Raw genomic sequence first — 24,124 nt, forward strand, 5'->3', positions numbered from 1 at the left:
GGCTTTGCATGCTCATTCCCCGCCCGGGCTGGCGCACGCGCCGGACCGCGTGGTGGATGCTGGCGTTGTGCCTGCTGCCGGTCCAGCAGGCAGCGGCGCAGGCGGCCAGTGCCGAGATGCTGAAGGCCGAGGTCATCTATCGCGCGCTGATGTTCGTCACCTGGCCCGCGGGGCGTGAAGCTGCGGGCCGCAGCCTGCCCGTGTGCACGCTGGGCGAAGGGCGCGTCGAGACCGCGCTGCAGGCGCTGCAAGGCCGGCCCATCCGCCACCTCAGCGTCGAAGTGCGCCGGCTTGCCAAGCTGGACCAGGCCGTCCATTGCCAGCTGCTCTATGTGTCCACGCCCACGCCCATGCCCGCGCTCAAGGCCGCCCTGGCGGACGCGCCCGTGCTGGTGGTCTCCGACGCCAGCGCCATGCTGGACCACGGCGCCATGATCAACCTGCAGATCGAAGACGGGCGTATCGTCTTTGACGTCGAGCTGGACGCCACACGCCGCGCCGGCCTCGACATCAGCACCAAGCTCCTGCGCCTGGCCCGTTTCGTCCGCCACCAGCAGCCCGCGTCATGAAGCCAGCGTTGATCGACGTCCTCGACCGTCGCCGCGAATTCGTGCTGGCGCTGGCCACGCTGCTGATCTTCGCCGTCGTGCTGAGCCTGCTGCAGTACGCCCGGCTGCAGGACCGCCAGTTCAAGGACCTGCGGACGCAGACCAGCATCGTGGCGCAGACGGTCTCGGCCGCGCTGGTGTTCGAGAGCCAGGCCGATGCCGCCGAAAGCCTGGCCGCGCTGGCCCAGAGCCCGGCCGTGCTGAACGCGCGGCTCATCAACAGTGCCGGGCGCGAGTTCACGCGCTATTCGCGCCCGGCATCCGCAAGTTCCGGTCTGGCCGGCATGGCCGGTGTGGCCGAGGTCGAAGTGCCGGTCGTGGCCAACGGCCGCCGCGTTGGCGCGCTGATCGTCGAAGCCAGCCGCATGCCGATGTGGGTGGACCTCGCCCAGTTCCTGGTGGCCACTTTCGGCACGCTGCTGGCCACCGCCGGCCTGGCCTGGCTGTTCTCCAAACGCCTGCGCGCCCAGATCAAGGAAGTCGAGCGCCGAACCCGCTATCTGGCCCGCTTCGACGCGCTGACCGACCTGCCCAACCGCGAGCACATGCGCGGCCTGCTGGAGCGGGCGCTGCAACAGGGCGAGGGCGCCACGCTGCTGATCCTCGACATCGACAACTTCAAGCAGGTCAACGACCAGTACGGCCATGCCGCCGGTGACGCGGTGCTGCAGGCCACCGGCCTGCGCCTGCGCCAGCTCTGCCGCCCCGGCGATCAGGTGGCGCGCCTGTCCGCCGACGAGTTCGCATTGCTGTTCAGCCCGGGCCTGACGGAAGAGGCGCTGCGCGAGGAGGTGCAGCGCCTGCACGCCAGCCTGACCCAGCCCGTGCTGCACGATGCCCAATGGCTGAACGTGCACTTCTGCACCGGTGCGGCCTTCCTGCCTGAGCATGCCGGCGACTCCAGCGAAGCCCTGCGCTGCGCCGACGCGGCCATGCGCCATGCCAAGCGGCTCGGCACCCACAGCTTCCAGCTCTTCACGGCGCAGATCGGCGCAGCATTGCACTCGCGGCTCGCGCTCGAGAACGACATGCGCACGGCGCTGGCCGAGGGGCAGTTCTCGCTGGCCTACCAGCCGCAGTACGACGCGCAACGCCGCATCCACAGCTTCGAGGCACTCGCGCGCTGGCACCACCCCGTGCGAGGCTGGGTATCGCCGGCCGAGTTCATTCCGGTGGCCGAGAGTTCCGGGCTCATCGTCGAGCTGGGGCTGGCTGCGCTGTCCGTGCTGCGGCGCGACCTCGACACCTGGCGGGCCGCCGGGCTCAGCTGCCCCACCGTCGCCCTCAACCTGTCGTGGGAGCAGTGCCGCAAGGCCCAGCACCGCGAGCGTTTCCTGCAGCAGTTGCGCACGCTGCGCCTGGGGCCGCAGGAGGTCGAGTTCGAGCTGACCGAAAGCGCCGATTTCGAGGATATCGACAAGCCCGACTCCTTCGTCTTCACGCTGCAGGGCCTGGGCTACGGCCTGGCCATCGACGACTTCGGCACCGGCTACAGCTCGCTGGCCTATCTGCGCCGCTTCCGCTGCCGCAAGCTCAAGATCGACCGGCTGTTCGTGCATGGGCTGTCGGCCAATGCCGAGTCCCACATGCTGGTCGAGTCGATGGTGCGGGTGGCACATGCGATGCGCATGGTGGTTGTTGCGGAAGGTGTCGAGCTGCCTGCGGATGAGGCGGCCCTCATCGCGATGGGCTGCGACCTGATGCAGGGCTTCGGCTTTTGCAAGCCGGTGCCGGCTGAGCAGGTGCCCGCGTTGCTGGCGGGGCGGATGCCCTGAGGCCTGCGCCGGGCGCTCAGCTCTGGCCGCCGTGGATGGCGTTGTCGATGGCGTCGTCGATGGCCCGCAGCAGGTCGTCTCGGGCGAATGGCTTGGTCACGCGGCGGAACCAGCGGGCTTGCTCCTCGGCCGTGCCGGGCATGGCCTCGGCCTCGGTGCCGGCGCTGATGGCGATGACCGGAATGCTGGCGGTCCGCGCGTCCTGCGCCAGCAGCTGGAGGGCTTGGCGGCCGGTCAGCTCGGGCATGCCGTTGTCCATGACGATGACCGCCGGCGCATGGGCCAGCGCCAGCGCGACGCCCTCGCGCCCATTGGCCGCGGTGATCACGCGCAGGTCCGGCCGGTGCTGCAGCTGCGCTTGCACCAGTTCCCGGCTCGGCACGTCGTCCTCGACCAGCAGCACCGTGTGGTGCGGCGGCTGGCCGGCCGCTGCCTGCGGCCGCTCCGCACCCGGATGGGCCGGCGACGGCGGCTGGGCTTCCACACCGCCCGCCAGCTCGACCCAGAAGCAGCTGCCCACGCCGGGCGTGCTGTCAACGCCGATGCGCCCTCCCATGAGTTCAACCAGATGCTTGCTGACCACCAGCCCCAGCCCCGTGCCTTCCACCGCGTCAGCGCCGGTGCTGGCATGGCCCAGGCGATTGAAGGGTTCGAAAAGCTGCCCCAGCTCCGCCGGGCTCAGGCCGCGGCCGCCATCGATCACCTCGACGCGCACTCGCGCGTTCTCCGGTGTGGCGATGCGTAATTCCAGCGCGCCGCCCGGGCGGTTGTACTTGATGCCGTTGGACAGCAGGTTCAGCAGCACCTGCTTGAAGCGGGTGCGATCCGCCACGACGGCCAGCGTGTCAGGCGCTGCCGCGATGCGGGTCAACAGGCCACGGCCCTCGGCCAGGGGCGTGATCATGGCCTCGCACTCCGCCAGCACCTCGCGCAGCGGCAGCCGCTGCATGTCCAGGCTGATCTTGCCGGCCTCGACCTGGGCCAGGTTCAGCAGGTCGCCGATCAGCACCAGCAAGTGTTCGCCGGCCTTGAAGATGTGTGTGTTGTAGGCCGCCTGGCGCTCCGCGGCGAAGCCGTGGCCCGGTGTGGCGAGCAGCTGCGAGAAGCCGATGATGGCGTTCAGCGGCGTGCGCAGCTCATGGCTCATGCGACTCAGGAACTCGCTCTTGGCCTGGTTGGCCCGTTCGGCGGCGCGGGTCGCGGCGAGCAGCTCCCGGTTCGACGCTTCCAGCTGCGCGGTGCGCAGCGCCACGCGGCGTTCCAGTTCCTCGTTGAGGCTGCGCATGGCGGCCTGTGCGGCCTTCTGTGTCGTCACATCCTGCAGCGTGGAGAACCAGCGCAGGCTGCCGATCTGCGTCGTGTCCTCCAGCGGCTCCATGACCTGGGTCACCTGCACCACCTCACCGTCCGGGCGCACCAGGCGGTACTCGACTTCGACCTTGGCCCGTGTCCGCGCCGCCTCCAGGCAATGGCTGCGGAAGCCGTCCCGGTCCGCCGGGTGCACGAAGCGGTTCATCCAGCTGCGCGTGTCGAGGGGCATCGCCTCAGGCGCACAGCCGGCGAGCTGCGGCAGGGTGTCCGACCAGCTCTCGAAGGCGCCGTCGAGGCGCGTCACCACATGGCTGAGCCGGGCGAGGCCCTGCGCGCGCCGCAAGCCGGCCTCGCGTTCGCGCAGCGCCGCCTCGGCTTGAACGCGCTGCGTCACGTCCAGCGGCGCGACGAAGCGCGCCGGTCGCCCCCGGTAGACCAGCTCGTGCGACGTGATCTCGACGTAGATCAGGCGGCCGTCTCGCAACAGGTGCCGCCAGACGCCGGAGTTGAAAACCTGCGTCGGCGTGAGGCGCACGGACTGCTCCATCGCGGCGACATCCTCGGGCGGGCGGATGTCGCGGATGGTCATGGTCAGGAACTCGTCGCGCGTGTAGCCGTACTTCTGGCAAGCCACCTCGTTGACGTCAAGGAACTGCAGCGTCTGCAGGTCATACACCCACATCGGCAGGGGGTTGGCCTCGAAGAGTTCCTGATACCGGTGCGCGTCGGCAGGCTTGAACGTGGTCAGCCCGGTCAGCGGCGCGCGCCGGCGGCGCAAGGCCTGCTTGCCCCGTCGTCTGACCTTGCTGGATTGGATGCCCATCCTGTTCGCTCCTGCCGGCGCCGCCTCGACCTTGGCGCGAGGCACGCCCATGCAACTCTAAGCCGGAACAACGAAAAACGGCCCTTGCGGGCCGTTGAGCTTGAGACTGGCGGAAGCGGTGAGATTCGAACTCACGGAAGGCTCACACCTTCGGCGGTTTTCAAGACCGCTGGATTAAACCACTCTCCCACGCTTCCGGGGGCTGCGCATTCTAAGCGTGTTGCCTCATGAGCCCGGGCGCTGCGCCTGCTCGCAATCGACCTGGATGATCTCGCGCTGCAGGCCGTCCACGCGTGCGGCGGTCAGCTGGCCGCCCCAGATGCAGCCCGTGTCCAGGCCGAGCAGATGCGGCCGGTCGAGCAGGCCGAGCGTGGACCAGTGGCCGAAGGCGATGGGCGTGTCCGCAGTGCGCCGGCCCGGCACGTCGAACCAAGGCATGAAGCCTTCGGGGGCCGCGCCGGCGCCGTCCTTGGTCTTGAAATCCATCTCGCCGTCGGCGCTGCAAAACCGCAGCCGTGTCAGCGCATTGACGGTGAAGCGCAGCCGCTCGGTGCCGGCCATGTCGGGGTCCCAGCGCGCCGGTTCATTGCCGTACATGGCGCGCAGGAAGTCGGGCAGGGCGGGCCCGCGCAGCACGGTCTCGACCTCGGCGGCCAATGCCAGCGTGTCCTCGCGGCTCCATTGCGGCACGACGCCGGCATGCACCATCAGCCAGCCGGCCTCGAAGACGGCTAGTCGCTGGTGGCGCAGCCAGTCGGTCAGCGTGTCGCGGTCGTGGGCGGCCAGGATGTCGTCCAGCGTGTCGCCCCGGTGCGGGCGGCGCACGCCATGGGCGGCGGCCAGCAGGTGCAGGTCGTGGTTGCCGAGCAGGCAGGTGGCTGCTTCGCCCAGGGCCGCCAGCCGCCGCAGCGTGGCCAGCGAGGCCGGGCCGCGGTTGACGAGGTCGCCAAGCAGCCAGAGCCGGTCGCGTGATGGCGAGAAGTCCAGGCGTTGCAGCAGGCGCTCCAAGGCGTCGCAGCAGCCTTGGACATCACCGATCAAATAGTTCATGACCCGATTGTCCCGGCCGCGAAGGCCCGGAAGCGAGGGATCGCACGATGGGCCGTGTCATGGCCTTCTGATAGTCTCCCGGGCTTCGTTTTTGACCTGCGCTGCCTGGGGTTTTCCCGGGTCTGGCGCGACCGATGGACACCGCACTCGTTCTCTTCCTGATCTTTCTCAACGGCCTGTTCGCGATGTCGGAGATGGCACTGACCGCCAGCCGCAAGGCCCGGCTGCAGGTGATGGTGGAAAGCGGCGAGAGCGGCGCGCAGGCCGCGATGGACCTGCACGACAACCCGACCAAATTCCTGTCGACGGTGCAGATCGGCATCACCGGCATCGGCGTGTTGAACGGCATCGTCGGCGACGCGGCCTTCTCGGGCCCGCTGTCCCATTGGCTGAGCCAGACCTTCGGCCTGCATCCCGAGGCGACGCAGATCACGGCGACGGCGCTGGTGGTCGTCATCATCACGCTGCTGACCATCGTGTTCGGCGAGCTGGTGCCCAAGCGCGTCGGCCAGATCTACCCCGAAACGGTGGCCCGCCTGGTGGCGCCGCCGATGAATGTCATCTCGTTGCTGACGCGTCCGCTGGTGCGGTTGCTCAGCATTTCCACCGAGGCGACGCTCGGGCTGATTGGCCTGCGCGACCGGGCCCAGCGCGGCGTGACCGAGGAAGAGATTGCTGCCAGCCTGGAGGAAGGGCGCGATGCCGGTGTCATCGAGGAGCATGAGCACCAGATGGTGCGCAATGTCTTCCGCCTCGACGAACGCCAGGTCGGCTCGATGATGATCCCGCGTGCCGAGATCGCCTGGCTGGATGTCGACGCGACGCCGGCCGAGGTGCTGGCGGTGCTGCGCGAGCATGGCTTCAACCGCTACCCGGTTTGCCGCGGCGGCCTGGCCGAGGTGCTCGGCGTGGCCAATGCGCCGGCGCTGCTGGCCGGCATGCTCGAAGGCCTGCCGCTGGACCTGACGGTGGGGCTGGAACCGCCGCTCTTCGTGCCCGAGACGCTGTCGGGCATGGAGCTGCTGGATCATTTCCGCGTGTCGGACGCGCCGCTGGTCTTCGTTGTCGATGAGTACGGCGAGGTGCAGGGCGTCATTGCCGTGCGCGATGTGCTGGAAGCCATTGCCGGGGAGTTCAATGCCCCGAGCGATGGCGATGCCTGGGCGGTGCAGCGCGAGGACGGGAGCTGGCTGATCGACGGCCTGATCCCCGTGCCCGAGCTGAAGGACCGCCTGGGTCTGAAGGAACTGCCCGAGGAGGACCGTGGGCGCTACAACACCCTGGCCGGCATGATCATGCTGCTGCTGGGGCGCTTGCCGCGCACGACCGATGTGGTGGAGTGGGACGCCTGGAGATTCGAGGTCGTGGACCTCGATGGCAAGCGTGTGGACAAAGTGCTGGTCAGTCGTCTGGCCGAACCTGGAGAGAAAGAAACATGAGCAACCCCCCGATGTACGGCGAACTGCTGCCGCTGGACCGTGAAGTCCACAAGAACCTGAAGCTGGACACCGACAAGGCCGTCGTCAGCCGCGTTGCCGACCAGAACTCGGTTTTCCTTGCTGCCGTCGAATTTGCCGACGCCTGCAAGGAATACCCCATCGTCTTCGTGCGCGCCGGCAGCGCCGGTGAGGACAACAAGCCCGCCGTCGCGCCGCTGGCCGTGCTGGGCCTGCGCGCCGGCTCCAACCTGTTCGTCGACGGCGACAAGTGGACCGGCAGCTATGTGCCGGCCTATGTGCGCCGCTACCCGTTCGCGATGGCGCGCCTGGATGGCAGCGAGACCAATCTCGCGGTTTGCTACGACCACAAGTGGCCGGCCTTCAATGACACCACGGGCGAGGCGCTGTTCAAGGACGGCCAACCGACCGAGTTCTTGCTGAATGCCAAGGCCTTCCTTGAGAACTTCGAGCAGGAAGCCGAGCGCACCCGATTGATCTGCAACCTGCTCGTCGAGATGGACCTGCTGCAGGACATGCGTTTCGAGGCCACGCTGCCCAACGGCGAGAAGTTCGACGTCGAGGGCTTCCTGGCCTTGGACGAGAAGAAGTACGCCGAACTGGCCGACGACAAGGTGCTGCAACTGCACCGCAACGGGCTGATCGCGTTGATCGAGATGCACCGCCTGTCGCTGACCAACATGAACCGCTTGGTGAGCAAGTACGTGGCCTGATTTGGTCTGCCGCAGACCGAACGGCCGCGCCCTGGCGCGGCCGTTTTCCGGTTCTCAACCGTTCTGTCCCTGATCTGGGTGACGGAAAAACCCAAACCCGACGCGGACTTAGATGTATCCGTGTGTGTGAGTCACGGGAATGGGTCATTTCAATCCCTAGACTCCGCGGCTCAGCGCGTTGGGCGCCAAGGATGCTGTCGATGATCCCGTTTTTTGAAGAAAGCCGCCGTACGCCACTCAACCCCAATGGCGGCCCGCCCTTGGAGCTGGACAGCGATTTCGGTGCGCTGGATGGCGATGCCTACGACCTGGTCGAGCGTCGCTACGGGGACCGCGGCCTCATGGTCACGCGTGAGCGTTACAGCAGCCGCAACGAGGATGGCGACATCGTCTGCACGGCGCGCAACGGCGAGCAGATCGTCGGCACGCTGTCGGTGCGCTTCGATGGCAAGGGCGGCCTGCATGCCGACGCGCTGTTCGGAGCCGAACTGGCCGACTGGCGCGCCGCCGGCATCAAGCTGTGCGAATTCGGCAGCTTGGCGGTTGACCGCCATTCGCACAACGCCAAGCGCGTGCTGGCCCAGGTCTTTCACCTTGGGTATCTGCATGCACACCGCAAAGCGCGTTGCGAGCGCCTCATCATCGAGGTCAACCCTCGCCACGTCGCCTTCTATCGCCGTTACCTGGGACTGCTGCCTTTCACCACCGCCCGGCACAACCCGCGCGTGAACGCGCCGGCCGTGCTGATGAGCATCGAATTCGCGACCGTACGCGAGCAGATCGCGCTCTGGGGCGGGCGCCCCGAGCTGCTGACGCAGGCGCGCTGCCTTTACCCGCTCGCCTGGGACGAGGCCACCGAGGCGTCCATGTTGGCCAAATTGCCCTGAACGGCCGTCGCCGGCAGGGTGTGGCCCGGCTGCAGGCGGCCGTCCAGCGCGCCGCTGGCGACCTGGGCGGCAATATGCGGCGCGGTGGCGAATTCCTCGCGCAGGCGCTTCAATAGATCATCGCGGTCGGGCAGGGGCGCCCCGCAGGAGATGCGCGCCGCGATGGCGCGGTCCAGCGCCCCTTCAAGCCCGTTGCATTGCACCGAAAACGACGTGTGGTGCGGCTGGCCGTAATGATCCGTCCAGGTCGCCACGACGCGCAGCACCGGCCCGACGGTCCGCAACACCCACTCGAACCGGATGCCGGCCGTGCGCGTGCGGCTGCGGCGCATCAGCCGGCCCATGGTGCTGCCGCCTGGGCGACGGGGGCGCTCCAGGCGCATTGAATTCAGAAAGCGTTCCGCGGCTGCGGCGTTGGCCGCGTTTGCCGTGTTGGCCATGGAGGTGGAATCCATGGTGTCAGTGTTCATGGTGTGACTCCAGAGTAAGGCTAAGAATCCGCGCTCTTACGGCAGGTGACGTGCCTGCCTTTCAAAGCAGCGGTTCGACCAAGCGGCCGAAACCCTGCAGCAGGCGCTGCCCAAGCCCGCGGCGTGACCACTCGCCAACCTCGATACGCTGGGACACCGCCAGATCCCGTGCGAACAGCGTCTGCATCTGCTGGCCGAAGTCGTCGCCCAGCACGATGACGTCGACCTCGTGGTTGCCGACGATGCTTCGCCAGTCGAGGTTGCTGGAGCCGACGCTGGAATAGACGCCGTCGACGACGGCCGTCTTGGCGTGCATGACGGACTGCTTCATCTCATGGATCTGCACGCCCGCCTCCAGCAGCTGCGCATAGCGCGCGCGGGCGGCATGCAATACCAGCTTCACGTCGCTGCGCCCGGGCAGCACCAGGCTCACGGCGACACCGCGCCTGGCGGCGTCGCACAGCGCCTTGATGAACTCGGAGCCCGGTGCGAAATAGGCCATCGTCAGCTGCACGCTGCGCTCTGCAGCGCCGATGGCGTGCAGCAGGTGGGTGTAGCTCGGGTTGATGCCCTGTCGCGGGTCGCCGGCCACCAGCTTGACGACGCGCTGGCCCGGCGAGGCGACCAGGGGCGGCGGCGCGGGCGGGACGCTGCCCTCGCAGCCCTGCTTGATCCAGGACTCGCGGAACATCAGCGACAGGGCCGACACGACGGGGCCGCGCAACTCGACCTGGGTGTCTCGCCAGCCCTGGGTGTCGGCGTCCGCTGCGTCCGCAGCCGGGCGGCTGGGGCTTCCGCTGCCGAAGGAGCCCTTGGCGTAGACATTGCTGAGATTGATGCCGCCCGTGAAGGCCACATCGCTGTCCACGGCCACCAGCTTGCGGTGATTGCGCTCCACCAAGCTCCAGTGACCGGGGCGCGCCAGCGGGTTGATCGGGTTGAAGGCGCAGACCGCGACGCCGCCTTGGCGCAGGCGCTCGAAAAACGCTTCGTCGGTGCCCAGCGAACCGACGCTGTCGTACATCAGGGCCACGCCGACGCCCTCGGCGGCCTTGCGCAGCAGCAGCTCGCCCACCTCGGCCGCCACGCCCTCGTCCTCGACGATGTAGAACTCCACCAGCACGCGATGGCGCGCCGCGGCGATGGCCGCCTTCATCGCCGCGAAGGTGGCCGGCCCGTCGATCAGCAACCGCGCAGCGTTGCCGCGAAGCAGCTGCGTTTCTCCTTGGGCGGCAAGCACGCCGAGGTGGCGTTCAAGCAACGCCCCATTGCCCTCGGCGCGCACCCGCGCCAGGTCGCGGGCCTCGACGGTCGCGCTCACCGGACCGTCGCGACCCTGCATGGTGACGCGCTCCGCGACTTGGCGTCTGGCCAGGGGTTCCGGCGGCGGCCCTTGTTCGGCCAGGCTGCTGCAGGCCACCGTGCCTGCGAACAGGCACAGGGCTGCCAAGCCCCGGACCCGGCTGAAACGGCGCCAGCCGTGGGATTGCGTCATAGGCCTCCGTTGATTCGCCAGATGACCAGCTTGGCAATCGACGTGCCTGGCCGCCCTGAGCCGTGACGGCTTGCCTATTCAAGGCGCGAGCAAATCGAGCGGCCCCGCACAAATTGCGGTAAATCCTGCCGATGCCTCAGCCGCGGGGTGTCGACAGGGCGGTTGCGCGCTCCTCCGGCACGGGCCTGCCCCCTTCGGCTTCCCACGTTTGAACGGGCGCTGGCAGGCGCGTCGAACGGCCGCTGCGACGATGCTGATGCCTGCTGCCGCAAGCGCCCCACGCCAGCCACAGCACGGCGGCCAACGCGGCGGCGTCGAGTAGTCGGCTCAACGTTGGAACCGCAGACCGGTCGTCACCGCAATCAGTGGCAGGCAACATGGGATTGAACATGATTCAGCATGTAGCTACGGTTCACACTGCTCAATGAGGAGCAGGCGGCATGCCCGATGCCATACAGGCCGATACCCTTTGAGAGTCCGGCATTTTTTTCCTGCGTCCGCCGAATCTGTTCAAAATGACTCTCCCCGATGCAGGCCATCTCAGTAACAAAGCCGGAAGGAAACGAATCGCATGCCACACGCCCTCGTGGTGGACGACGACCATGACTCCGCAGCCTCGCTGCGCGAACTGATTGCGGGCGAAAAATTCACCGTTGCCGTGGCCCACAACCTGCGCGATGCCCGCCGGCAGATCGCGCTGCAACAGCCGGACATCCTGCTGCTGGACCTGCGCCTGCCTGACGGCAACGGCATGGACCTGCTGGCCGATCCCAAGCTGGTGGCCAATTCAGAAGTGGTGCTGTGCACCGGCCACGCCAATCTCGAAACCTCCATCCAAGCGCTGCGTTTGGGGGCGGCCGACTACCTCGTCAAACCCGTCAACCTGAAACAGCTGCAAGGCGTGCTGTCTCGCATCATGAAGCCGGCAGCACTGCAGGCCGAGGTGCAGGACCTGACCGCCAACCTCGACGAGTCCGGCCACTTCGGCCACCTGTGGGGTCGCAGCGCGCCGATGAAGCGCATCTACGAGCAGATCTCGCGCGTGGCCGGCACCAGCGTGTCGGTCTTCATCACCGGCGAATCCGGCACCGGCAAGGAGGTCGTCGCGCAGACCGTGCACGACCTCAGCCGCCGCCGCAAGCGCCCCTTCCTGGCCGTCAACTGCGGCGCAATCAGCCCCAACCTGATCGAGAGCGAGATCTTCGGCCACGAGAAGGGCAGCTTCACCGGTGCCGAGCGCCAGCACCAAGGCTTCTTCGAGCGCGCCAGTGGCGGCACGCTGTTCTTGGACGAGATCACCGAGATGCCGCTGGAACTGCAGGTCAAGCTGCTGCGCGTGCTGGAGACCGGGCGCTTCATGCGCGTGGGCAGCACGACGGCGCTGGAGACCGACGTGCGCATCGTCGCGGCCACCAACCGCCTGCCCTACCAGGCCGTCGCCTCCGGCAAGCTGCGCGAAGACCTGCTCTACCGCCTCAACATCTTCCCGATCTCGTTGCCGCCGCTGCGCGACCGCTCGGCCGACATCCCGCTGTTGGCCAACCACTTCCTGGCGGCCATCAGCGAGCAGGAGGGCACCGTGCGCCGCTTCTCGCCGGCTGCGCTGGCCTCGCTGGTGGACTACGGCTGGCCCGGCAATGTGCGCGAGCTGCGCAATGTCGTGCAGCGCGCCTATGTGATGGCCCAGGGCGACACCATCGACGAGACCTGGCTGCCAAGCGCGAATGAAGCGGGGGTCACTTCGGGCTGGGGCAGTCTCGCCAGCATGCAGGAGGCCGCGGCAGCGCCGCCGGTCAGCGTCGCACCCGCCCCGGTCCGGCCGGCCGAGGTACCAGCTGCCGATGCCGACATGCCCTTCATCACGCTGCCCATCGGGTCCAGCGTGGCGCAAGCCGAGCGCGCCCTGATGCTGGCCACGCTGCGTCACTTCAACCACCACAAGGAACGCACGGCCGCCGTCCTCGGCATCAGCCTGAAGACCTTGTACAACCGGTTGAAGGAATACGCGGCCGAGGGCGCCACGGCCGCCGACGGCAACTCGCCAGCCGACTAGCTGCCGGCATGCTGCTGAAGTGCAAGGCGCTGCTGGCCGCGCTGGCGCTGCTGGTCGCCTGGCAGCCTGGCGTCGCCGCGCCGGCCAGCCCCCAGGCCGTGGCCGCCGCGGTGCGGGCGCGGCTGGCGCTGGACGACCAGCTCGCGGGGCTGGCCATCAGCGTCGACGTGGCCGGTGGCCGTCTCAGGCTGCGCGGCGTCGCACCCAGTACCGCCGTGCGCGCGCGCATCACGGCGGTGGCCCGCCAGGCCGGCAGTGCGCTCGAAGTGGTCAACGAAGTCAGCGTCCAGCCACGCGCCGGTTGATCGGACCGGGGGGCTGGCGCGCCGTTTGCCTGAGGGGGTGTCCCCGACAACTTCAACAAGGAACACCACCATGGGTCACTCTGATCTGTACAGCGAAACGACCGAAGCCACCCGCCATGGCCTGCAGAAGGCCGAGAGCGCCGCGCGCCGCGGCCTCGACCACCTGGGCGAAAGTGTCAGCGGCGTGCGTGATGCCGTCGCGCCGGTGATGCGTGACGTGCGTGCGCGCGTCGTCAATGCGTCCGATCGGACGATCGGTTACGTGCGCGACGAGCCGGTCCGTTCGGCCCTGGTCGCTGCCGCCGTTGGCACCCTGGTGTTCGCGGTCTGGCACATGCTGGGCTCGCGCAGCAGCTCCAGCAGCCGCAACTGGCGTTGATGGCCGTAGCCCACCCGGCGCCGCGTCACGTGCTGACGCGGCTGGCCGAGTTCCGGCGGGTGTTGAACGACCAGTTCGACGCCTGCCGCCGCGCGCCCAAGGAGCGCCGTGGCCTCGCGCTGCGGCGCGCCTGCGCGGGCGTCGAGCTGCTCTGCCATTTGCAGCAGCATTTGCTGCAGCCCGTGCTCGGCCAGGCGCCGGATGGGCTCGACGCACTGCATGACCTGACCGCGCTGAGCGGTCGCACCGCCGACGACGCCCAGCAGCGCGCTGTCGCGGCCCTGCTCGAAGGCTTGGTGCAATTGCAGTTCGCGCAGATCGACGAGGCGCTGGCCGACGCCAACCTGCCTGCTGCACGTTGGGCAGAGCTCGACACCGCCGTCGCGACCGTGCTGGCCGAGTGGCCTGCCCCAGCCGCACCTCGCCAGGACCTCAGCCGCAGCGCTTCATCCGCGCGGGTCTAAGCCTGGAAACGCCGCGCCATCTGTGCCGCCTCGGCCAGCCGTAGCGGCGCGCGCGTGCGCAGCGCTTCGCTGAGCAGGCCCGTCCAGCAGCGCACCACGGCACGGTGGTCGCCGTCGCCCGGGTGCAGCTCCAGCCGCAGCAGTGGCGCGCGGCGCGCCCGACGGGCCACCAGCGGGTTCCACGCCAGCGACAGCCCGCGCCGCCAGGCGGCACGGGTGCTGAACACGAGGCTGGGTGCCGGCATGGCCTGCCGGTGGGGCAGGGCGATGACTTCGTTCAGCGTGCACGTGTGTGCAAAACCGGCATCCGCCGCCGCCTGCAGGCCGCTCTCGCCCAGCAGCCATGCGGGCGCGACAAAGCCGCTCATCGGCAGCCCATGGGTCTGCGCCCAGGCCCGGCCTTCGTTCAGGCGGCGGGTCGCGTCGGCGTGGGACAAGGCGGCGAACTCACCCTCGCCGGCGGTGTAGTGGCGGCGCAGCAGATAGTCGCGCAGGCCGCGCAACGGCGGGCCTTCGTCGCGGTGGGTCAGCCCATGCAGGGCCAGCTCGTGGCCAGCGCCGGCCATGCCGTGCAGCCAGTGCAGGTAGCGCGCAGGCAGTGCGGCGTCGCCATGCATGCGGGGCACGACGAGCAGCGTCAACGGCAGGGCGACACCGGCATCGGCAGCACAGCGGCGCAGCTCCTTGATCACGCGCTGGCAGCCCTCCCAGCGCGCCGGCGACACGTCATGCAGCACGACGCAGACCGCGCCGGCCATCCGGGTCGTCGTCAACGCTGCCGGGCCAGCTGCCCCGCTGCCCAGGGCCGCATCGGCAGCTCGCGGGTGGCGATGGCGGGCAAGGCTGGCATGGTGTTGCGGCCGATCAGAACGGCGTAGCGCCGCGTCATCTGCGCCAGCACGCGCGGCCAGTCCTGCGCCTGCGCGCGGGCCAGGGCGGTGCGGCGATGCGCGCTGTTGTTGCTGCTCAGGCTGGCCTCCATGGCCTCGGCCCAGGAGCCCGCGCGCTGCCGGTCCACCAGCAGGCCGGCGCCGCCCGCCAGCTCGGCCAGGCCGGCCGCGTCGGCGGCCACCACTGGGGTGCCGCAGGCCATGGCTTCGAGCAGGCCCAGGCCGAAGGTCTCCTGGTTGCCGGCGTGCACATAGGCGTCGCAGCTGGCGACCATGCGGGCCAGCTGCCGGCAGTCGTGTTCGGGCGGCAGCACCAGCACCTGCTCGCCGACCGGCGCGGCCGGGCCATTGCCCACGGCCACCAGCACATGACCGCGGCCGAGCAGGGCGACGGCATCCGCCAGCAGCTGCAGGTTCTTTTCGGGCGCAAAACGGCCGGTGTAGATCAGCAACCGCGTGGACGGCGCGAGGCCATGGTCGCGGCACAGCTGCTCGCGCCAGGCCTCGTCCTTGGCGCAGGGCGTGAAGACCGAGCAGTCCACGCCCAGCGGTTGCACCGTCACGCGCGGCACGCCCCAGGCCTGGAGCTGCCGGGCCAGGCCAACGCTGGGCGCCATCACCACGTCGAACTGCCGATAGAGGTTGACGAGATAGCGCCGCGCCCAGCGCTCGGCTGTCCGGCCCAGCCGCGTGGCCGTGGCAGTGGGGCCGCCCACCAGGCGCGCCATCAAGTCGGGCAGGTTGCTGTGGCAGAAGGCCACGGCCGGTATGCGCAATTGCTCGGCCGCCGCCAGCGAGGCCCAGGCCAGCATGTAGGGGTCGGCGGATTCGATCAGGTCGGGCGCGACGAATTCCATCTGGCGCAGCGCGCGGCCGCGATTGACCACCAGGCGGTAGCCGCCGGTGCGCGGCATCAGGATGCCGCCGCTGTCCAGCATGCCCGGGCCGTCGGCGCCGGGCGCAATGATGGTGTGGCGCCAGCCCAGCGTGCGCAGCCGCTCATGCTTGGCCGTCAGCACACGTCGCACGCCACCCGTGGCGCCCCAGAACATCGACACATCCAGCAGATGGGGGCCCGGCGCAGGACGGCTGTCCTGGGCCTGCTGTTGGGGCCGCGAATAGGTCACATGCATTTACAAGTTTTGGCAATTGGCGTGCCCGCGGGCTGGCATGCCGTCTGCTTTGGCGCGGTGATGGCATCCATTCCCGTACCGAGCGTTCAGGAGGCGCGCCGCGCCGGGCTGCGTTGGCTGGACGACGCCAGCCCCGGCATCACGCGCAAGCCCGGCCGCGGCGGCTTCAGCTATCGCGATGCCAGCGGCCGGCCGCTGCGCGACGAGACCACGCTGGCGCGCATCCGCAAGCTGGCCATCCCACCGGCCTGGACCGATGTGTGGATCAGCCCGCATGCCGACAGCCACCTGCAGGCCACCGGCCGCGATGCGCGAGGCCGCAAGCAATACCGCTACCACGCCGACTGGATGGCCGGGCGCGGCGAAACGAAGTTCAACAGCCTGCTGCGCTTTGGCGCCGTGCTGCCCAAGCTGCGCCGCCGCGTGCAGCGCGCGCTGGCCGGACGCGCCGAGCCCACGCGCGAGCGCGTGCTGGCCACGCTGGTGCGCCTGCTCGATGCCACCTGGCTGCGCATCGGCAACAGCAGTTATGCGCGCGAGAACGGCTCCTACGGCCTGTCGACGCTGCGCAACCGCCACGCCGGCATCAAGGGCGACGCCATCGAGCTGTCTTTCGTCGGAAAAAGCGGCGTGCGCCACCAGGTACGCCTGGCCGACCGCCGCGTGGCGCGCATCGTGCGGCGCTGCCGCGAGCTGCCGGGTCAGGAGCTGTTCCGCTATGTCGACGAGGACGGTGTCAGCCACCCGGTCGGCTCGGCCGATGTCAATGCCTGGCTCGCCGAGGCCGCCGGCCAGCGTGTCACGGCCAAGGACTTCCGCACCTGGCATGGCAGCGTACTGGCGCTGCAGCTCACATTGCAGGCCTGTGCCGACGGCGCCGACCCGTGCCGGCCGCAGCAGGTCGTCGAAGGCGTGGCGCAACGCCTGGGCAACACCGCCGCGGTTTGCCGCAAGGCTTACATCCACCCGCGCGTGCTGGCGCTAGGCGAGGCACTCAGCGACGCATCGGCCCGCGCCGCGCTGCGCGGCCAACCCTGGGCCGCGGCGCCGGGCGCCAAGACCGGCCTGGCGGCTGCGGAGCGCCAGCTGATGGCGCTGCTGCGGTCGCGCGCTGGCAAGTCGGCCGCCAAAGCGGGTGTCAAGGCCGACGTCAAGGCAGGGAAGGCGCCGGCTCGGGCGGCGTGAGCAGGATGTGCCGGGCCACGCCGGCCCAGTCGTGGCACACCGCCTCAGGCGTGCGCAGCGGCGTGCGCCGCCATTGGCTTTCGTCGCCATCCGACAGCAGCAGCGTGCGGCAGCCGGCGCGTTGGCCGGCCTCGACGTCGTCCTGCAGGCCGCCGACCATCCAGGAGCTTGCCAGGTCGATGCCATGCCGTCGGGCGGCGCGTCGCAGCAGGCCCGGCGCCGGCTTGCGGCACAGGCAGGCCGGCCCGCCGTCCGGCGCTGGCGCATGCGGGCAGACGAGAAAGTCCAGCAAGGCCACATCGGCCGCTTGCTGCAAGCCTTTCTGCAGCCCCTCCTGCAGGCGCGCGAACTGGGTGCGCGTGAAGTAGCCGCGCGCCAGGCCGCTCTGGTTGGTGACGACCAGCAACGCCCACCCGTGCGCCGCCAGCGCCGCCAGCGCTTCGGCGGCACCCGGCCTGAAGCGCAGCAGCGCCGGGTCGGTGTTGTAGGGAACGTTCTCGACCAGCGTGCCGTCCTTGGCGATGAAGACGGCCGGGCGAACCGCGGTCGACGTGCGCGCCGGCAGCGGTGTTTCGTCATGCAGCGGGGTGCGGCGCCAGCGCAAGGGCCCGCCGGCCAGCGTGGGTGTCGGCATGGGGACGCGCAGCAAGCCACATGCCCAGCAGGGTGGCGGGCATCCGGCTTGCCATGGGCGGGGCTTGCAACCGTTGGAGTCCTGTTCGTGCGCATTGCCTATGTCAGCGAGACCTTTCCGCCGGAGATCAATGGCGTTGCCCTGACTGCCGAGCGCACCGTGCGTCATCTGCGCGAGGCGGGCCATGCCGTGCAGGTGATCCGGCCGCGTCAGGCTGGCGAGGCGGCGCGCCGTGATGCCGACGAGTGGCGCTGCGGCGGCGGGCCCATTCCGATGTATCCCGAGCTGCGCTACGGCTTTGCCACGCCGGCGGCGTTGCGGACCTTGTGGCGCGAAGAGTCGGCCTTGCCCGACCTGGTGCATGCGACGACACCCGGGCCGTTGGGCTGGGCCGCGCTGCGCGCCGCGCGCAGCGAAGGCATCCCCACCAGTGCCGATTTCCGCACCAACTTCCACGCCTACTGCGGCCATTACGGTCTGGGCTGGCTGGAGCCGGTGGTGCTGGGCTATCTGCGGCGCCTGCACGCGATGGCCGACTGCAATTTCGTGCCGACGCCCGAGATGCAGCGCCAGCTGGTGGCGCATGGCTTCGAACGGCTGCAGGTGCTGGGCCGCGGCGTCGACGCCCGGCTCTTCAGCCCCGAGAAGCGCGACGCCCGGCTGCGCCGCGACTGGCGGGCCAGCGCCGACCACCGCGTCATGCTCTATGTCGGCCGGCTGGCGCCTGAGAAGAACGCCGGCCTGGCGCTGCAGACCTTCGAGCGCCTGAGCGCGCGCCGCCCGGGCCTGCGCATGGTGGTGGTGGGCGACGGGCCGATGCGCGTCAAGCTGGAGCAGGCCCACCCGACGGCTCGCTTCGTCGGCATGCAGACCGGCGTGGCGCTGGCGCGGCATTACGCCAGCGCCGACGTCTTCCTGTTCCCCAGCCTGACCGACACCTTTGGCAATGTCACGCTGGAGGCGCTGGCCAGTGGCCTGGCCGTGGCCGCCTTCGACACCGGTGCGGCGGCCCAGCATGTGCGCGACGGTGTCAGCGGCTGCCTGGCGCCGCCCTGTGGCGGCCAGGCTGCGGCCGACGCCTTCCTGGACGCCACCACCCGCGCGCTGGACGCCTCGGCGCCCGACGGCCTGCTGCGCCTGGAAGCGCGCCTGACCGCCATGCAGGCCGACTGGCCGGGCGTGCAGCGCCGCTTCGAACAACAACTGATGCGGGTGGCCGAGGCCGGCCGCACGGTGCCACGCCATGCCGCCCTGGCTTGATGCCGGCCGCCTGCGCAGCGCCGAACTGGATCTGCGCGGCGCGCAGGCCCTGCACCGCGCGGCCGCAAGGCCGCTGCTGTTGCAGGGCCTGTCGCTGTGCAGCCGCCTGGCCGACGGACCCTTGTGGGTCGGGCTGATGCTGCTGCAACCTTGGGCAGGGGAGGGTGGCTTGCGCCAGGCGCTGCTGATGCTGCTGTTGGGCGCCCTCAACCTCGGTCTGTACTACGGCCTCAAGCGCAGCACGCGGCGCCAGCGGCCGTTCGAGCGCTGCGGCGACATCCGCGCCTGCGCCAAGGTGCCCGACGCTTTCAGCTTCCCCAGCGGCCACACGCTGCACGCCTTCTCGTTCGCGCTGCTGCTGTCGGCCTTCTACCCGACGCTGGCACCACTGCTGTGGAGCTTTGCGGTGCTGGTGGGCCTGGCGCGTGTGGTGCTCGGCCTGCATTTCCCGAGTGACGTGCTGTTTGGCGCGGCCATCGGCACGGCCACGGCCAGCCTGGTGCTGGTGCTGGCCTGATGGTGCCCGTCGCTGCCATCCCTCACGCCGTGCCGCCGCCCATGCTGGCGCGCGCCTACAGCTGCGCCTGCGGCCGGCCCGTGTTCTTCCGCAACAGCGAATGCCTGGCCTGCCACCGACCGCTGGGTTATGACGCCCTGCGGGGCCGGATGGTGGCGCTGGATGCCGCGCCGTCGCGTGGCCGCAAGCCGGGCTGGCGCGAGGCCGGCGTGCCGGTGCGCCGCGCACTGCGCTATGCCCGCTGCGCCAACCTCGATACGGCGGCGGCCTGCAACTGGCTGCTCGATGCGGGCGAGATCGCGGCCGGCCAGACGCTGTGCCGCTGCTGCCGGCTGACCCGCACGCTGCCCGACCTGAGCCTGCCCAACGCCGGCGCCTGGTGGCGGCGCGTCGAGCAGGCCAAGCGCCGCCTGGTGTCGTCGCTGATCGGGCTGAAGCTGCCGGTCATTTCAAAGGCCGAGGACCCCGAGCGGGGCCTCGTCTTCGACCTGCTGCTGGCCGCGCCTGGCGCGCCGCCTGTCATGACCGGCCATGCCGACGGCGTCATCACGCTGGATGTTTCCGAGGCCGACGACTCGTGCCGCGAGCAGCGCCGCGACCAGCTCGGCGAGCCCTACCGCACGCTGCTTGGCCACCTGCGCCACGAGAGCGGCCACTATTACTGGCAGCGCCTGGTCGAGCCCACGGCGTGGCTGGAGCCCTGCCGCGAGCTGTTCGGCGACGAGCGCGAGGACTACGGCGCCGCACTGCAGCGCCATTACGCCAACGGCGCCCCGGCCGACTGGGGCCAGCGTTTCGTCAGCGCCTATGCCAGCGCTCACCCGTGGGAGGACTGGGCCGAGACTTGGGCGCATTACCTCCACCTGGTCGACACGCTGGACACGGCGCGCAGCTTCGGCCTGGACGGCGAGCGCGTCGAGCTGAGCTATGAGCGCTTCGACGCCGAGCTGCTGCGGGACGCGGGTGATGCCGATGCGACCGGCTTCCTGCAGCTCATCAACAGCTGGATGGAACTGACCGGCGTGCTCAACGAGCTGTCGCGCAGCATGGGCATGGCCGACTTCTATCCCTTCGTGCTGTCCGCCCCGGCGGTGCGCAAGCTGCACCTGGTGCACCGCATCGTGCGGAGCGCCAGCGCATGAAGGCGCGGGGCTTCGCCGCGGCGCTGGCGCTGGCCGCGCCGCTCTGGGCTGCAGCGTCCGCGCCGCCGCCTGCGGCGGTGCAGTCCTTGCTGCAATGGCTGCAGCAGTCCGAGGACAACGAGGGCGCACCCTTCGCCGTCATCGACAAGCGCGATGCGCGGCTGTGGCTGTTCGACGCCCAGCGCCGTCCTGTCGGCGCCACCCCGGTGCTCTTGGGGCAGGCACAGGGCGACGCCTCGGTGCCCGGCATCGGCGAGCGTGAGATGAGCCAGATCCAGCCGCACGAGCGCATCACGCCGGCCGGCCGCTTCGTCGCCGAGCCGGGGCGCAATGCCGCAGGCGAGGAGATCTTCTGGATCGACTACGACGCGGCGGTGTCGCTCCACCGGCTGCGGCCCAGCGACCCCGCCGAGCGGCGCCCGCAGCGGCTGGCCTCGGCCACGCCGGCCGACAACCGCATCTCCTACGGCTGCATCAATGTGCCGGTGGCCTTCTTCACCCAGCAGCTGATGCCGCTGTTCGCCAGCGGCCGCGGCGTGGTGTACCTGTTGCCGGAAATTCTGCCGACCGGCCTGTTGTTCACACCAGGACAGCGGCCCCTCGAAGGGGCCGCTGCGTCGGACTGAGTGATGGGTCAGGCTCAGTTGCGGTCGCGGCGCGGTGCGCGCGTGCCGTCGGCATTCCAGTCGCCGCTGTTGTTCGACATCGTGCCGCTGTTGTTGGACGACGTGCCGCTGTTGTAGCTGCTGTTGCCCGTGGTGCTGCCGGTCGTGCTGCCGCTGTTGTAGCCGGTGCTACCCGTCGTGCTGCCCGTCGTGCTGCCGCTGTTGTAGCCAGTGCCCGACGTGTTGTTGGCGTTGTTGGCGTCGGTGCCCGAGGTGCTGCCGGTGGTGTTGGCGTTCATGCCGGTACCGGACGTGCCGGTCGTGTTCGCCGTGCTTCCGGTGGTGCCGGTGGTGTTCGTGCCCGACGTTCCCGACGTGGTACCGCTCATGCCACTCGTGCTGTTAGTGCCGCTCGTGCCGCTCGTCGTGCTGCCGCTCGTCGTACCACTCGTGCTGCTGGTGCTGCCCGTGCCACTCGTGCTGTTGGTGTTGCTGCTGCCGGTACCCGTACCGCCAGCACCACCGGTGCCACCGGTCCCGCCGGTGCCCTGCGCGTAGGCCAAGCCGCCCGCCACGGCCATGCAAACAGCGGCCATCGTGGCCACGCGGGTGAAAGTCTTGCTCATGTCGATCTCCTAAGTAAGTTCAATCGCCCGCCGCCCATGTGAATCATGAAGACGGGTGAACCACTACAGGCAACGGCGATGCCTGCGGAGCGGCGAAATTGTCAGCGGCAGTGTTGTGTTAGGGCAGCCGCCGCGGGCTGCATCGACAACAGCATGTCGCGCGGCAGCTCCGGCGGCGGCGACGGGCGCGTGCCGATCAGGGCATCGAGCCGGCTCAGCACCTCGTCCACGTACAGCGGCTTGGGCCACAGCTCGTGGAAGCCCCAGGCGTAGATGTCGAAGCCGAGTTCTGCCGTGACGGCGACCGCCGGCACCTTCTCGCAACCGGGCAGCGAGCGCAGCAGGCCAAGCAGACGGCTGCCGTGGCAGTCGGGCAGGCCCAGGTCCAGCAGCAGCAGCGCAGGGTTCAGGCCGGCTGCCAGGCACAGCGCCTCCTCGCCGTTCGTTGCGACGACGAGCTCCAGCTCCGGTCGTCGTTCGAAGATGGCGGCCATGAGCAACGCATTGACCGGGTGGTCCTCCACATAGAGAACAGGTCGGCGAGCAGGGCTGGGCATGGATCCTCCGGTGATTGATCAGCGCCGTTGGCAATCGGCGTGCCCGTGGCAATCCCGGAGGCCGGGCACCCCGTTTGCCGCGCGGGCGTGATCTATCCACGAATGAGGGTTCGCCATGTCTACTGATGTCATCACCGACGCACCGCGCAGCTTCGGCGTCTTCAAGCCCGTGGGCCATGTCGTCATTTCATTCCCCAAGGCCGATCAGGCCCAGGCGGCCGCCGAGGCCATCGGCAAGCTTGGCGTGGTGTCCAGCGCGGTGCATGCGTACAGCGACCGCGAGATGCTGCGCCAGATCGATGAGGACATCGCCCACGCCAGCCCGCTGGCGTCCGTTGGCCAGGAGATGAACCTCGTGCTGTCGCACCGGGCACTGGCCGAGAAGGGTTACCACTGGCTGGTCGTGCGCGCCACCAGCGACGAGCAGGCGGTGCAGATTGCCCAGGCCGCCAAGGCGGCCGGTGCCGAGCGTGCCCAGCAATACGGCCACTTCATCATCGAGGAGCTCATCGAGCGCCCGGGCAATGAACCCCAGGTGGCCGAGTCGCCCGACCGCGGCCTGGACGCACAGACGCCCTCGGGCAAGGAAACCGAGGCGGCCGAGCTGAAGAAGGCCGGCGCCTGAGCCGGTAGGGGCTGCCGACCGGGGCAAGTCTTGCCGCAGCGTCTGCAGCGCCAGCAGAAGGCGCGCTGGCACGCCGACTGCTGGCCACGGGCCCCGATCCGCTTTCCGAAAGGCCCACCATGAGTTCCGCCGACGACACCCTCCAGACCCAGCGCAGCATCCAGCAGCGCCAGGACGCCGCCGATGCGCAGCAGCAGTCCAAGAGCGACAAGGACAGTGGCGCCGTACAAGCCGGTGCCCGCAAGCAGCCCGAGACCCTGCCGGCCCAGCACCTGGAGAAGCCGGGCCTGGAAGCCGACCTGGCGCTGGCGCCGCGCTTCATGGCGCCCGACTACGTCGGCAGCGGCAAGCTGCAGGACTTCGTCGCGCTGATCACCGGCGCCGACTCCGGCATCGGCCGTGCGGTGGCCGTGCTGTTCGCACGCGAGGGCGCCGACGTCGCCGTGGCCTATCACTCGTCGACCCAGGACGCCGAGGAGACGCAGCGCTGCATCGAGGCCGAGGGCCGGCAGTGCCTGCTGTTGCAAGGCGACGTGAAGGACAGCGCCTGGTGCGAACGCGCGGTGGACGAGGTCATCGAGCGCTTCGGCAAGCTCGACGTGCTGGTCAACAACGCAGCCTTCCAGGAGCACGCGTCCTCGCTGGAGGAGCTCGACGACGAGCGCATGCTGGAGACGCTGGACACCAACATCGGCGGCTACATGCGCATGGCCCGCGCAGCCCTGCCGCACCTCAAGGCCGGGGCGTCCATCATCAACACCGGCTCGGTGACAGGCTTGCAGGGCAGTGCCAAGCTGCTGGACTATTCCGCCACCAAGGGCGCCATCCATGCGCTGACCAAGTCGCTGGCCAGCAACCTCATCGAGCGGGGCATCCGTGTCAATGCGGTGGCGCCCGGTCCGGTCTGGACGCCGCTGAACCCGGCCGACTCGCCAGCCGAGAAGGTGGCCGAGTTCGGCAAGAAGACCGACATGAAGCGCGCCGCCCAGCCCGAAGAGCTGTCGCCGGCTTACGTCTTCCTCGCCTCACCGGTGTGCGCCGGCTACATCACCGGCATCGTGCTGCCCGTCACCGGCAGCGTCGGAGCCATCTAGCGCCCCCGCGCGCGCATTGCGGACCGAGCGCCGGGCCGCCCCAAGCCGGCCCGCCTTGGGCGATGT

General features: G+C 69.6%; 25 protein-coding genes and 1 tRNA gene. 16 read left to right on the plus strand and 10 right to left on the minus strand.

All coding sequences use genetic code 11. The features are described 5' to 3' along the window. Positions 1 to 8 precede the first annotated feature (8 nt). Together ASC81_RS05170 and ASC81_RS05175 are read left to right on the plus strand one after the other, a co-directional pair. Positions 9 to 569: a YfiR family protein gene (locus ASC81_RS05170; RefSeq protein WP_056263462.1), complete on the plus strand. Its 561-nt coding sequence runs from the start codon at positions 9 to 11 to the stop codon at positions 567 to 569. Then, positions 566 to 2,383, plus strand: coding sequence for a bifunctional diguanylate cyclase/phosphodiesterase (locus ASC81_RS05175; RefSeq protein WP_056263464.1), 1,818 nt, complete (start codon positions 566 to 568; stop codon positions 2,381 to 2,383). Before ASC81_RS05170 ends, ASC81_RS05175 begins: the two co-directional genes overlap by 4 nt. Before the next feature lie 16 nt (positions 2,384 to 2,399). Here ASC81_RS05175 and ASC81_RS05180 read toward each other — a convergent pair whose 3' ends face one another. From ASC81_RS05180 to ASC81_RS05190, 3 genes are all read right to left on the minus strand, one after another. Next, positions 2,400 to 4,517 (minus strand): ATP-binding protein, encoded by a 2,118-nt coding sequence (locus tag ASC81_RS05180; protein ID WP_162245857.1) that lies wholly within the window; start codon positions 4,515 to 4,517, stop codon positions 2,400 to 2,402. 107 nt (positions 4,518 to 4,624) lie between these two features. Continuing rightward, positions 4,625 to 4,714 (minus strand) — tRNA-Ser (locus ASC81_RS05185). A gap of 28 nt (positions 4,715 to 4,742) precedes the next feature. Beyond that, on the minus strand, positions 4,743 to 5,567 hold the full coding sequence (locus tag ASC81_RS05190) for a symmetrical bis(5'-nucleosyl)-tetraphosphatase (RefSeq protein ID WP_056263468.1): 825 nt from the start codon (positions 5,565 to 5,567) through the stop codon (positions 4,743 to 4,745). 134 nt (positions 5,568 to 5,701) lie between these two features. Here ASC81_RS05190 and ASC81_RS05195 point away from each other — a divergent pair, with 134 nt between their 5' ends. From ASC81_RS05195 to ASC81_RS05205, 3 genes are all read left to right on the plus strand, one after another. Beyond that, positions 5,702 to 7,006: a hemolysin family protein gene (locus ASC81_RS05195; protein WP_056263469.1), complete on the plus strand. Its 1,305-nt coding sequence runs from the start codon at positions 5,702 to 5,704 to the stop codon at positions 7,004 to 7,006. After that, positions 7,003 to 7,737: a SapC family protein gene (locus ASC81_RS05200; protein ID WP_082536260.1), complete on the plus strand. Its 735-nt coding sequence runs from the start codon at positions 7,003 to 7,005 to the stop codon at positions 7,735 to 7,737. The genes ASC81_RS05195 and ASC81_RS05200 overlap by 4 nt, the downstream gene beginning before the upstream one ends. A gap of 200 nt (positions 7,738 to 7,937) precedes the next feature. Next, positions 7,938 to 8,624, plus strand: a complete 687-nt coding sequence (locus ASC81_RS05205) for a long-chain N-acyl amino acid synthase (protein WP_156391751.1) — start codon at positions 7,938 to 7,940, stop codon at positions 8,622 to 8,624. On the opposite strand, the gene ASC81_RS05210 is transcribed toward ASC81_RS05205, so the two are convergent. Both ASC81_RS05210 and ASC81_RS05215 read right to left on the minus strand, forming a co-directional pair. Then, the gene (locus tag ASC81_RS05210; RefSeq protein ID WP_156391753.1) at positions 8,567 to 9,094 is read right to left on the minus strand and encodes a hypothetical protein; all 528 of its coding nucleotides are present in this window, start codon (positions 9,092 to 9,094) and stop codon (positions 8,567 to 8,569) included. The genes ASC81_RS05205 and ASC81_RS05210 overlap by 58 nt on opposite strands. 61 nt (positions 9,095 to 9,155) lie before the next feature. Next, entirely contained in the window at positions 9,156 to 10,589 is a 1,434-nt protein-coding gene (locus ASC81_RS05215) for a phosphatidylserine/phosphatidylglycerophosphate/cardiolipin synthase family protein (protein WP_056263477.1), read from the minus strand. Positions 10,590 to 11,160: 571 nt separating this feature from the next. Between ASC81_RS05215 and ASC81_RS05220 the strand changes: the two genes are divergently transcribed. From ASC81_RS05220 to ASC81_RS05235, 4 genes are all read left to right on the plus strand, one after another. Next, entirely contained in the window at positions 11,161 to 12,642 is a 1,482-nt protein-coding gene (locus ASC81_RS05220; RefSeq protein ID WP_056263479.1) for a sigma-54 dependent transcriptional regulator, read from the plus strand. An 8-nt stretch (positions 12,643 to 12,650) separates the two neighbouring features. Next, positions 12,651 to 12,947, plus strand: coding sequence for a BON domain-containing protein (locus tag ASC81_RS05225; protein ID WP_056263482.1), 297 nt, complete (start codon positions 12,651 to 12,653; stop codon positions 12,945 to 12,947). A 70-nt stretch (positions 12,948 to 13,017) separates the two neighbouring features. Then, complete coding sequence (locus ASC81_RS05230) at positions 13,018 to 13,326, plus strand: hypothetical protein (protein WP_056263483.1); 309 nt, start codon at positions 13,018 to 13,020, stop codon at positions 13,324 to 13,326. Next, positions 13,326 to 13,790: a hypothetical protein gene (locus ASC81_RS05235; protein ID WP_156391755.1), complete on the plus strand. Its 465-nt coding sequence runs from the start codon at positions 13,326 to 13,328 to the stop codon at positions 13,788 to 13,790. The genes ASC81_RS05230 and ASC81_RS05235 overlap by 1 nt, the downstream gene beginning before the upstream one ends. Here the strand turns inward: ASC81_RS05235 and ASC81_RS05240 are convergent. Together ASC81_RS05240 and ASC81_RS05245 are read right to left on the minus strand one after the other, a co-directional pair. After that, the gene (locus ASC81_RS05240; protein WP_156391757.1) at positions 13,787 to 14,563 is read right to left on the minus strand and encodes a DUF2334 domain-containing protein; all 777 of its coding nucleotides are present in this window, start codon (positions 14,561 to 14,563) and stop codon (positions 13,787 to 13,789) included. The two genes, ASC81_RS05235 and ASC81_RS05240, sit on opposite strands and share 4 nt — an antisense overlap. Next, positions 14,560 to 15,813, minus strand: coding sequence for a glycosyltransferase (locus ASC81_RS05245; protein ID WP_056263489.1), 1,254 nt, complete (start codon positions 15,811 to 15,813; stop codon positions 14,560 to 14,562). The genes ASC81_RS05240 and ASC81_RS05245 overlap by 4 nt, the downstream gene beginning before the upstream one ends. On the opposite strand from ASC81_RS05245, the gene ASC81_RS05250 reads away from it, so the two are divergent. Next, the gene (locus ASC81_RS05250; protein WP_235533570.1) at positions 15,808 to 16,998 is read left to right on the plus strand and encodes a DNA topoisomerase IB; all 1,191 of its coding nucleotides are present in this window, start codon (positions 15,808 to 15,810) and stop codon (positions 16,996 to 16,998) included. The two genes, ASC81_RS05245 and ASC81_RS05250, sit on opposite strands and share 6 nt — an antisense overlap. On the opposite strand, the gene ASC81_RS05255 is transcribed toward ASC81_RS05250, so the two are convergent. After that, positions 16,964 to 17,632 (minus strand): HAD-IIIA family hydrolase, encoded by a 669-nt coding sequence (locus tag ASC81_RS05255; RefSeq protein WP_082536261.1) that lies wholly within the window; start codon positions 17,630 to 17,632, stop codon positions 16,964 to 16,966. The two genes, ASC81_RS05250 and ASC81_RS05255, sit on opposite strands and share 35 nt — an antisense overlap. 87 nt (positions 17,633 to 17,719) lie before the next feature. Here ASC81_RS05255 and ASC81_RS05260 point away from each other — a divergent pair, with 87 nt between their 5' ends. Genes ASC81_RS05260 through ASC81_RS05275 form a run of 4 tightly spaced genes read left to right on the plus strand, consistent with a single transcriptional unit; the run spans position 17,720 to position 21,177 of the window. Next, positions 17,720 to 18,892, plus strand: a complete 1,173-nt coding sequence (locus tag ASC81_RS05260) for a glycosyltransferase family 1 protein (RefSeq protein WP_056263491.1) — start codon at positions 17,720 to 17,722, stop codon at positions 18,890 to 18,892. Next, complete coding sequence (locus ASC81_RS05265) at positions 18,876 to 19,409, plus strand: phosphatase PAP2 family protein (protein ID WP_056263493.1); 534 nt, start codon at positions 18,876 to 18,878, stop codon at positions 19,407 to 19,409. Before ASC81_RS05260 ends, ASC81_RS05265 begins: the two co-directional genes overlap by 17 nt. Next, positions 19,409 to 20,551: a putative zinc-binding metallopeptidase gene (locus tag ASC81_RS05270; RefSeq protein ID WP_056263495.1), complete on the plus strand. Its 1,143-nt coding sequence runs from the start codon at positions 19,409 to 19,411 to the stop codon at positions 20,549 to 20,551. Before ASC81_RS05265 ends, ASC81_RS05270 begins: the two co-directional genes overlap by 1 nt. Next, complete coding sequence (locus ASC81_RS05275; protein ID WP_056263497.1) at positions 20,548 to 21,177, plus strand: hypothetical protein; 630 nt, start codon at positions 20,548 to 20,550, stop codon at positions 21,175 to 21,177. The genes ASC81_RS05270 and ASC81_RS05275 overlap by 4 nt, the downstream gene beginning before the upstream one ends. Before the next feature lie 14 nt (positions 21,178 to 21,191). Here the strand turns inward: ASC81_RS05275 and ASC81_RS05280 are convergent, their stop codons facing one another. Together ASC81_RS05280 and ASC81_RS05285 are read right to left on the minus strand one after the other, a co-directional pair. Beyond that, the gene (locus tag ASC81_RS05280; RefSeq protein ID WP_056263498.1) at positions 21,192 to 21,782 is read right to left on the minus strand and encodes a hypothetical protein; all 591 of its coding nucleotides are present in this window, start codon (positions 21,780 to 21,782) and stop codon (positions 21,192 to 21,194) included. Positions 21,783 to 21,883: 101 nt separating this feature from the next. Next, positions 21,884 to 22,339, minus strand: coding sequence for a response regulator (locus ASC81_RS05285; RefSeq protein WP_082536262.1), 456 nt, complete (start codon positions 22,337 to 22,339; stop codon positions 21,884 to 21,886). A 115-nt stretch (positions 22,340 to 22,454) separates the two neighbouring features. Here ASC81_RS05285 and ASC81_RS05290 point away from each other — a divergent pair, with 115 nt between their 5' ends. Both ASC81_RS05290 and ASC81_RS05295 read left to right on the plus strand, forming a co-directional pair. Next, on the plus strand, positions 22,455 to 22,964 hold the full coding sequence (locus ASC81_RS05290; RefSeq protein WP_056263502.1) for a hypothetical protein: 510 nt from the start codon (positions 22,455 to 22,457) through the stop codon (positions 22,962 to 22,964). A gap of 119 nt (positions 22,965 to 23,083) precedes the next feature. Further along, entirely contained in the window at positions 23,084 to 24,058 is a 975-nt protein-coding gene (locus ASC81_RS05295) for an SDR family oxidoreductase (RefSeq protein ID WP_082536263.1), read from the plus strand. Positions 24,059 to 24,124: the final 66 nt, after the last annotated feature.

Origin of the sequence: Pelomonas sp. Root405 (assembly GCF_001425165.1) — a bacterium.
Classification (GTDB): Bacteria; Pseudomonadota; Gammaproteobacteria; order Burkholderiales; family Burkholderiaceae_C; genus Pelomonas.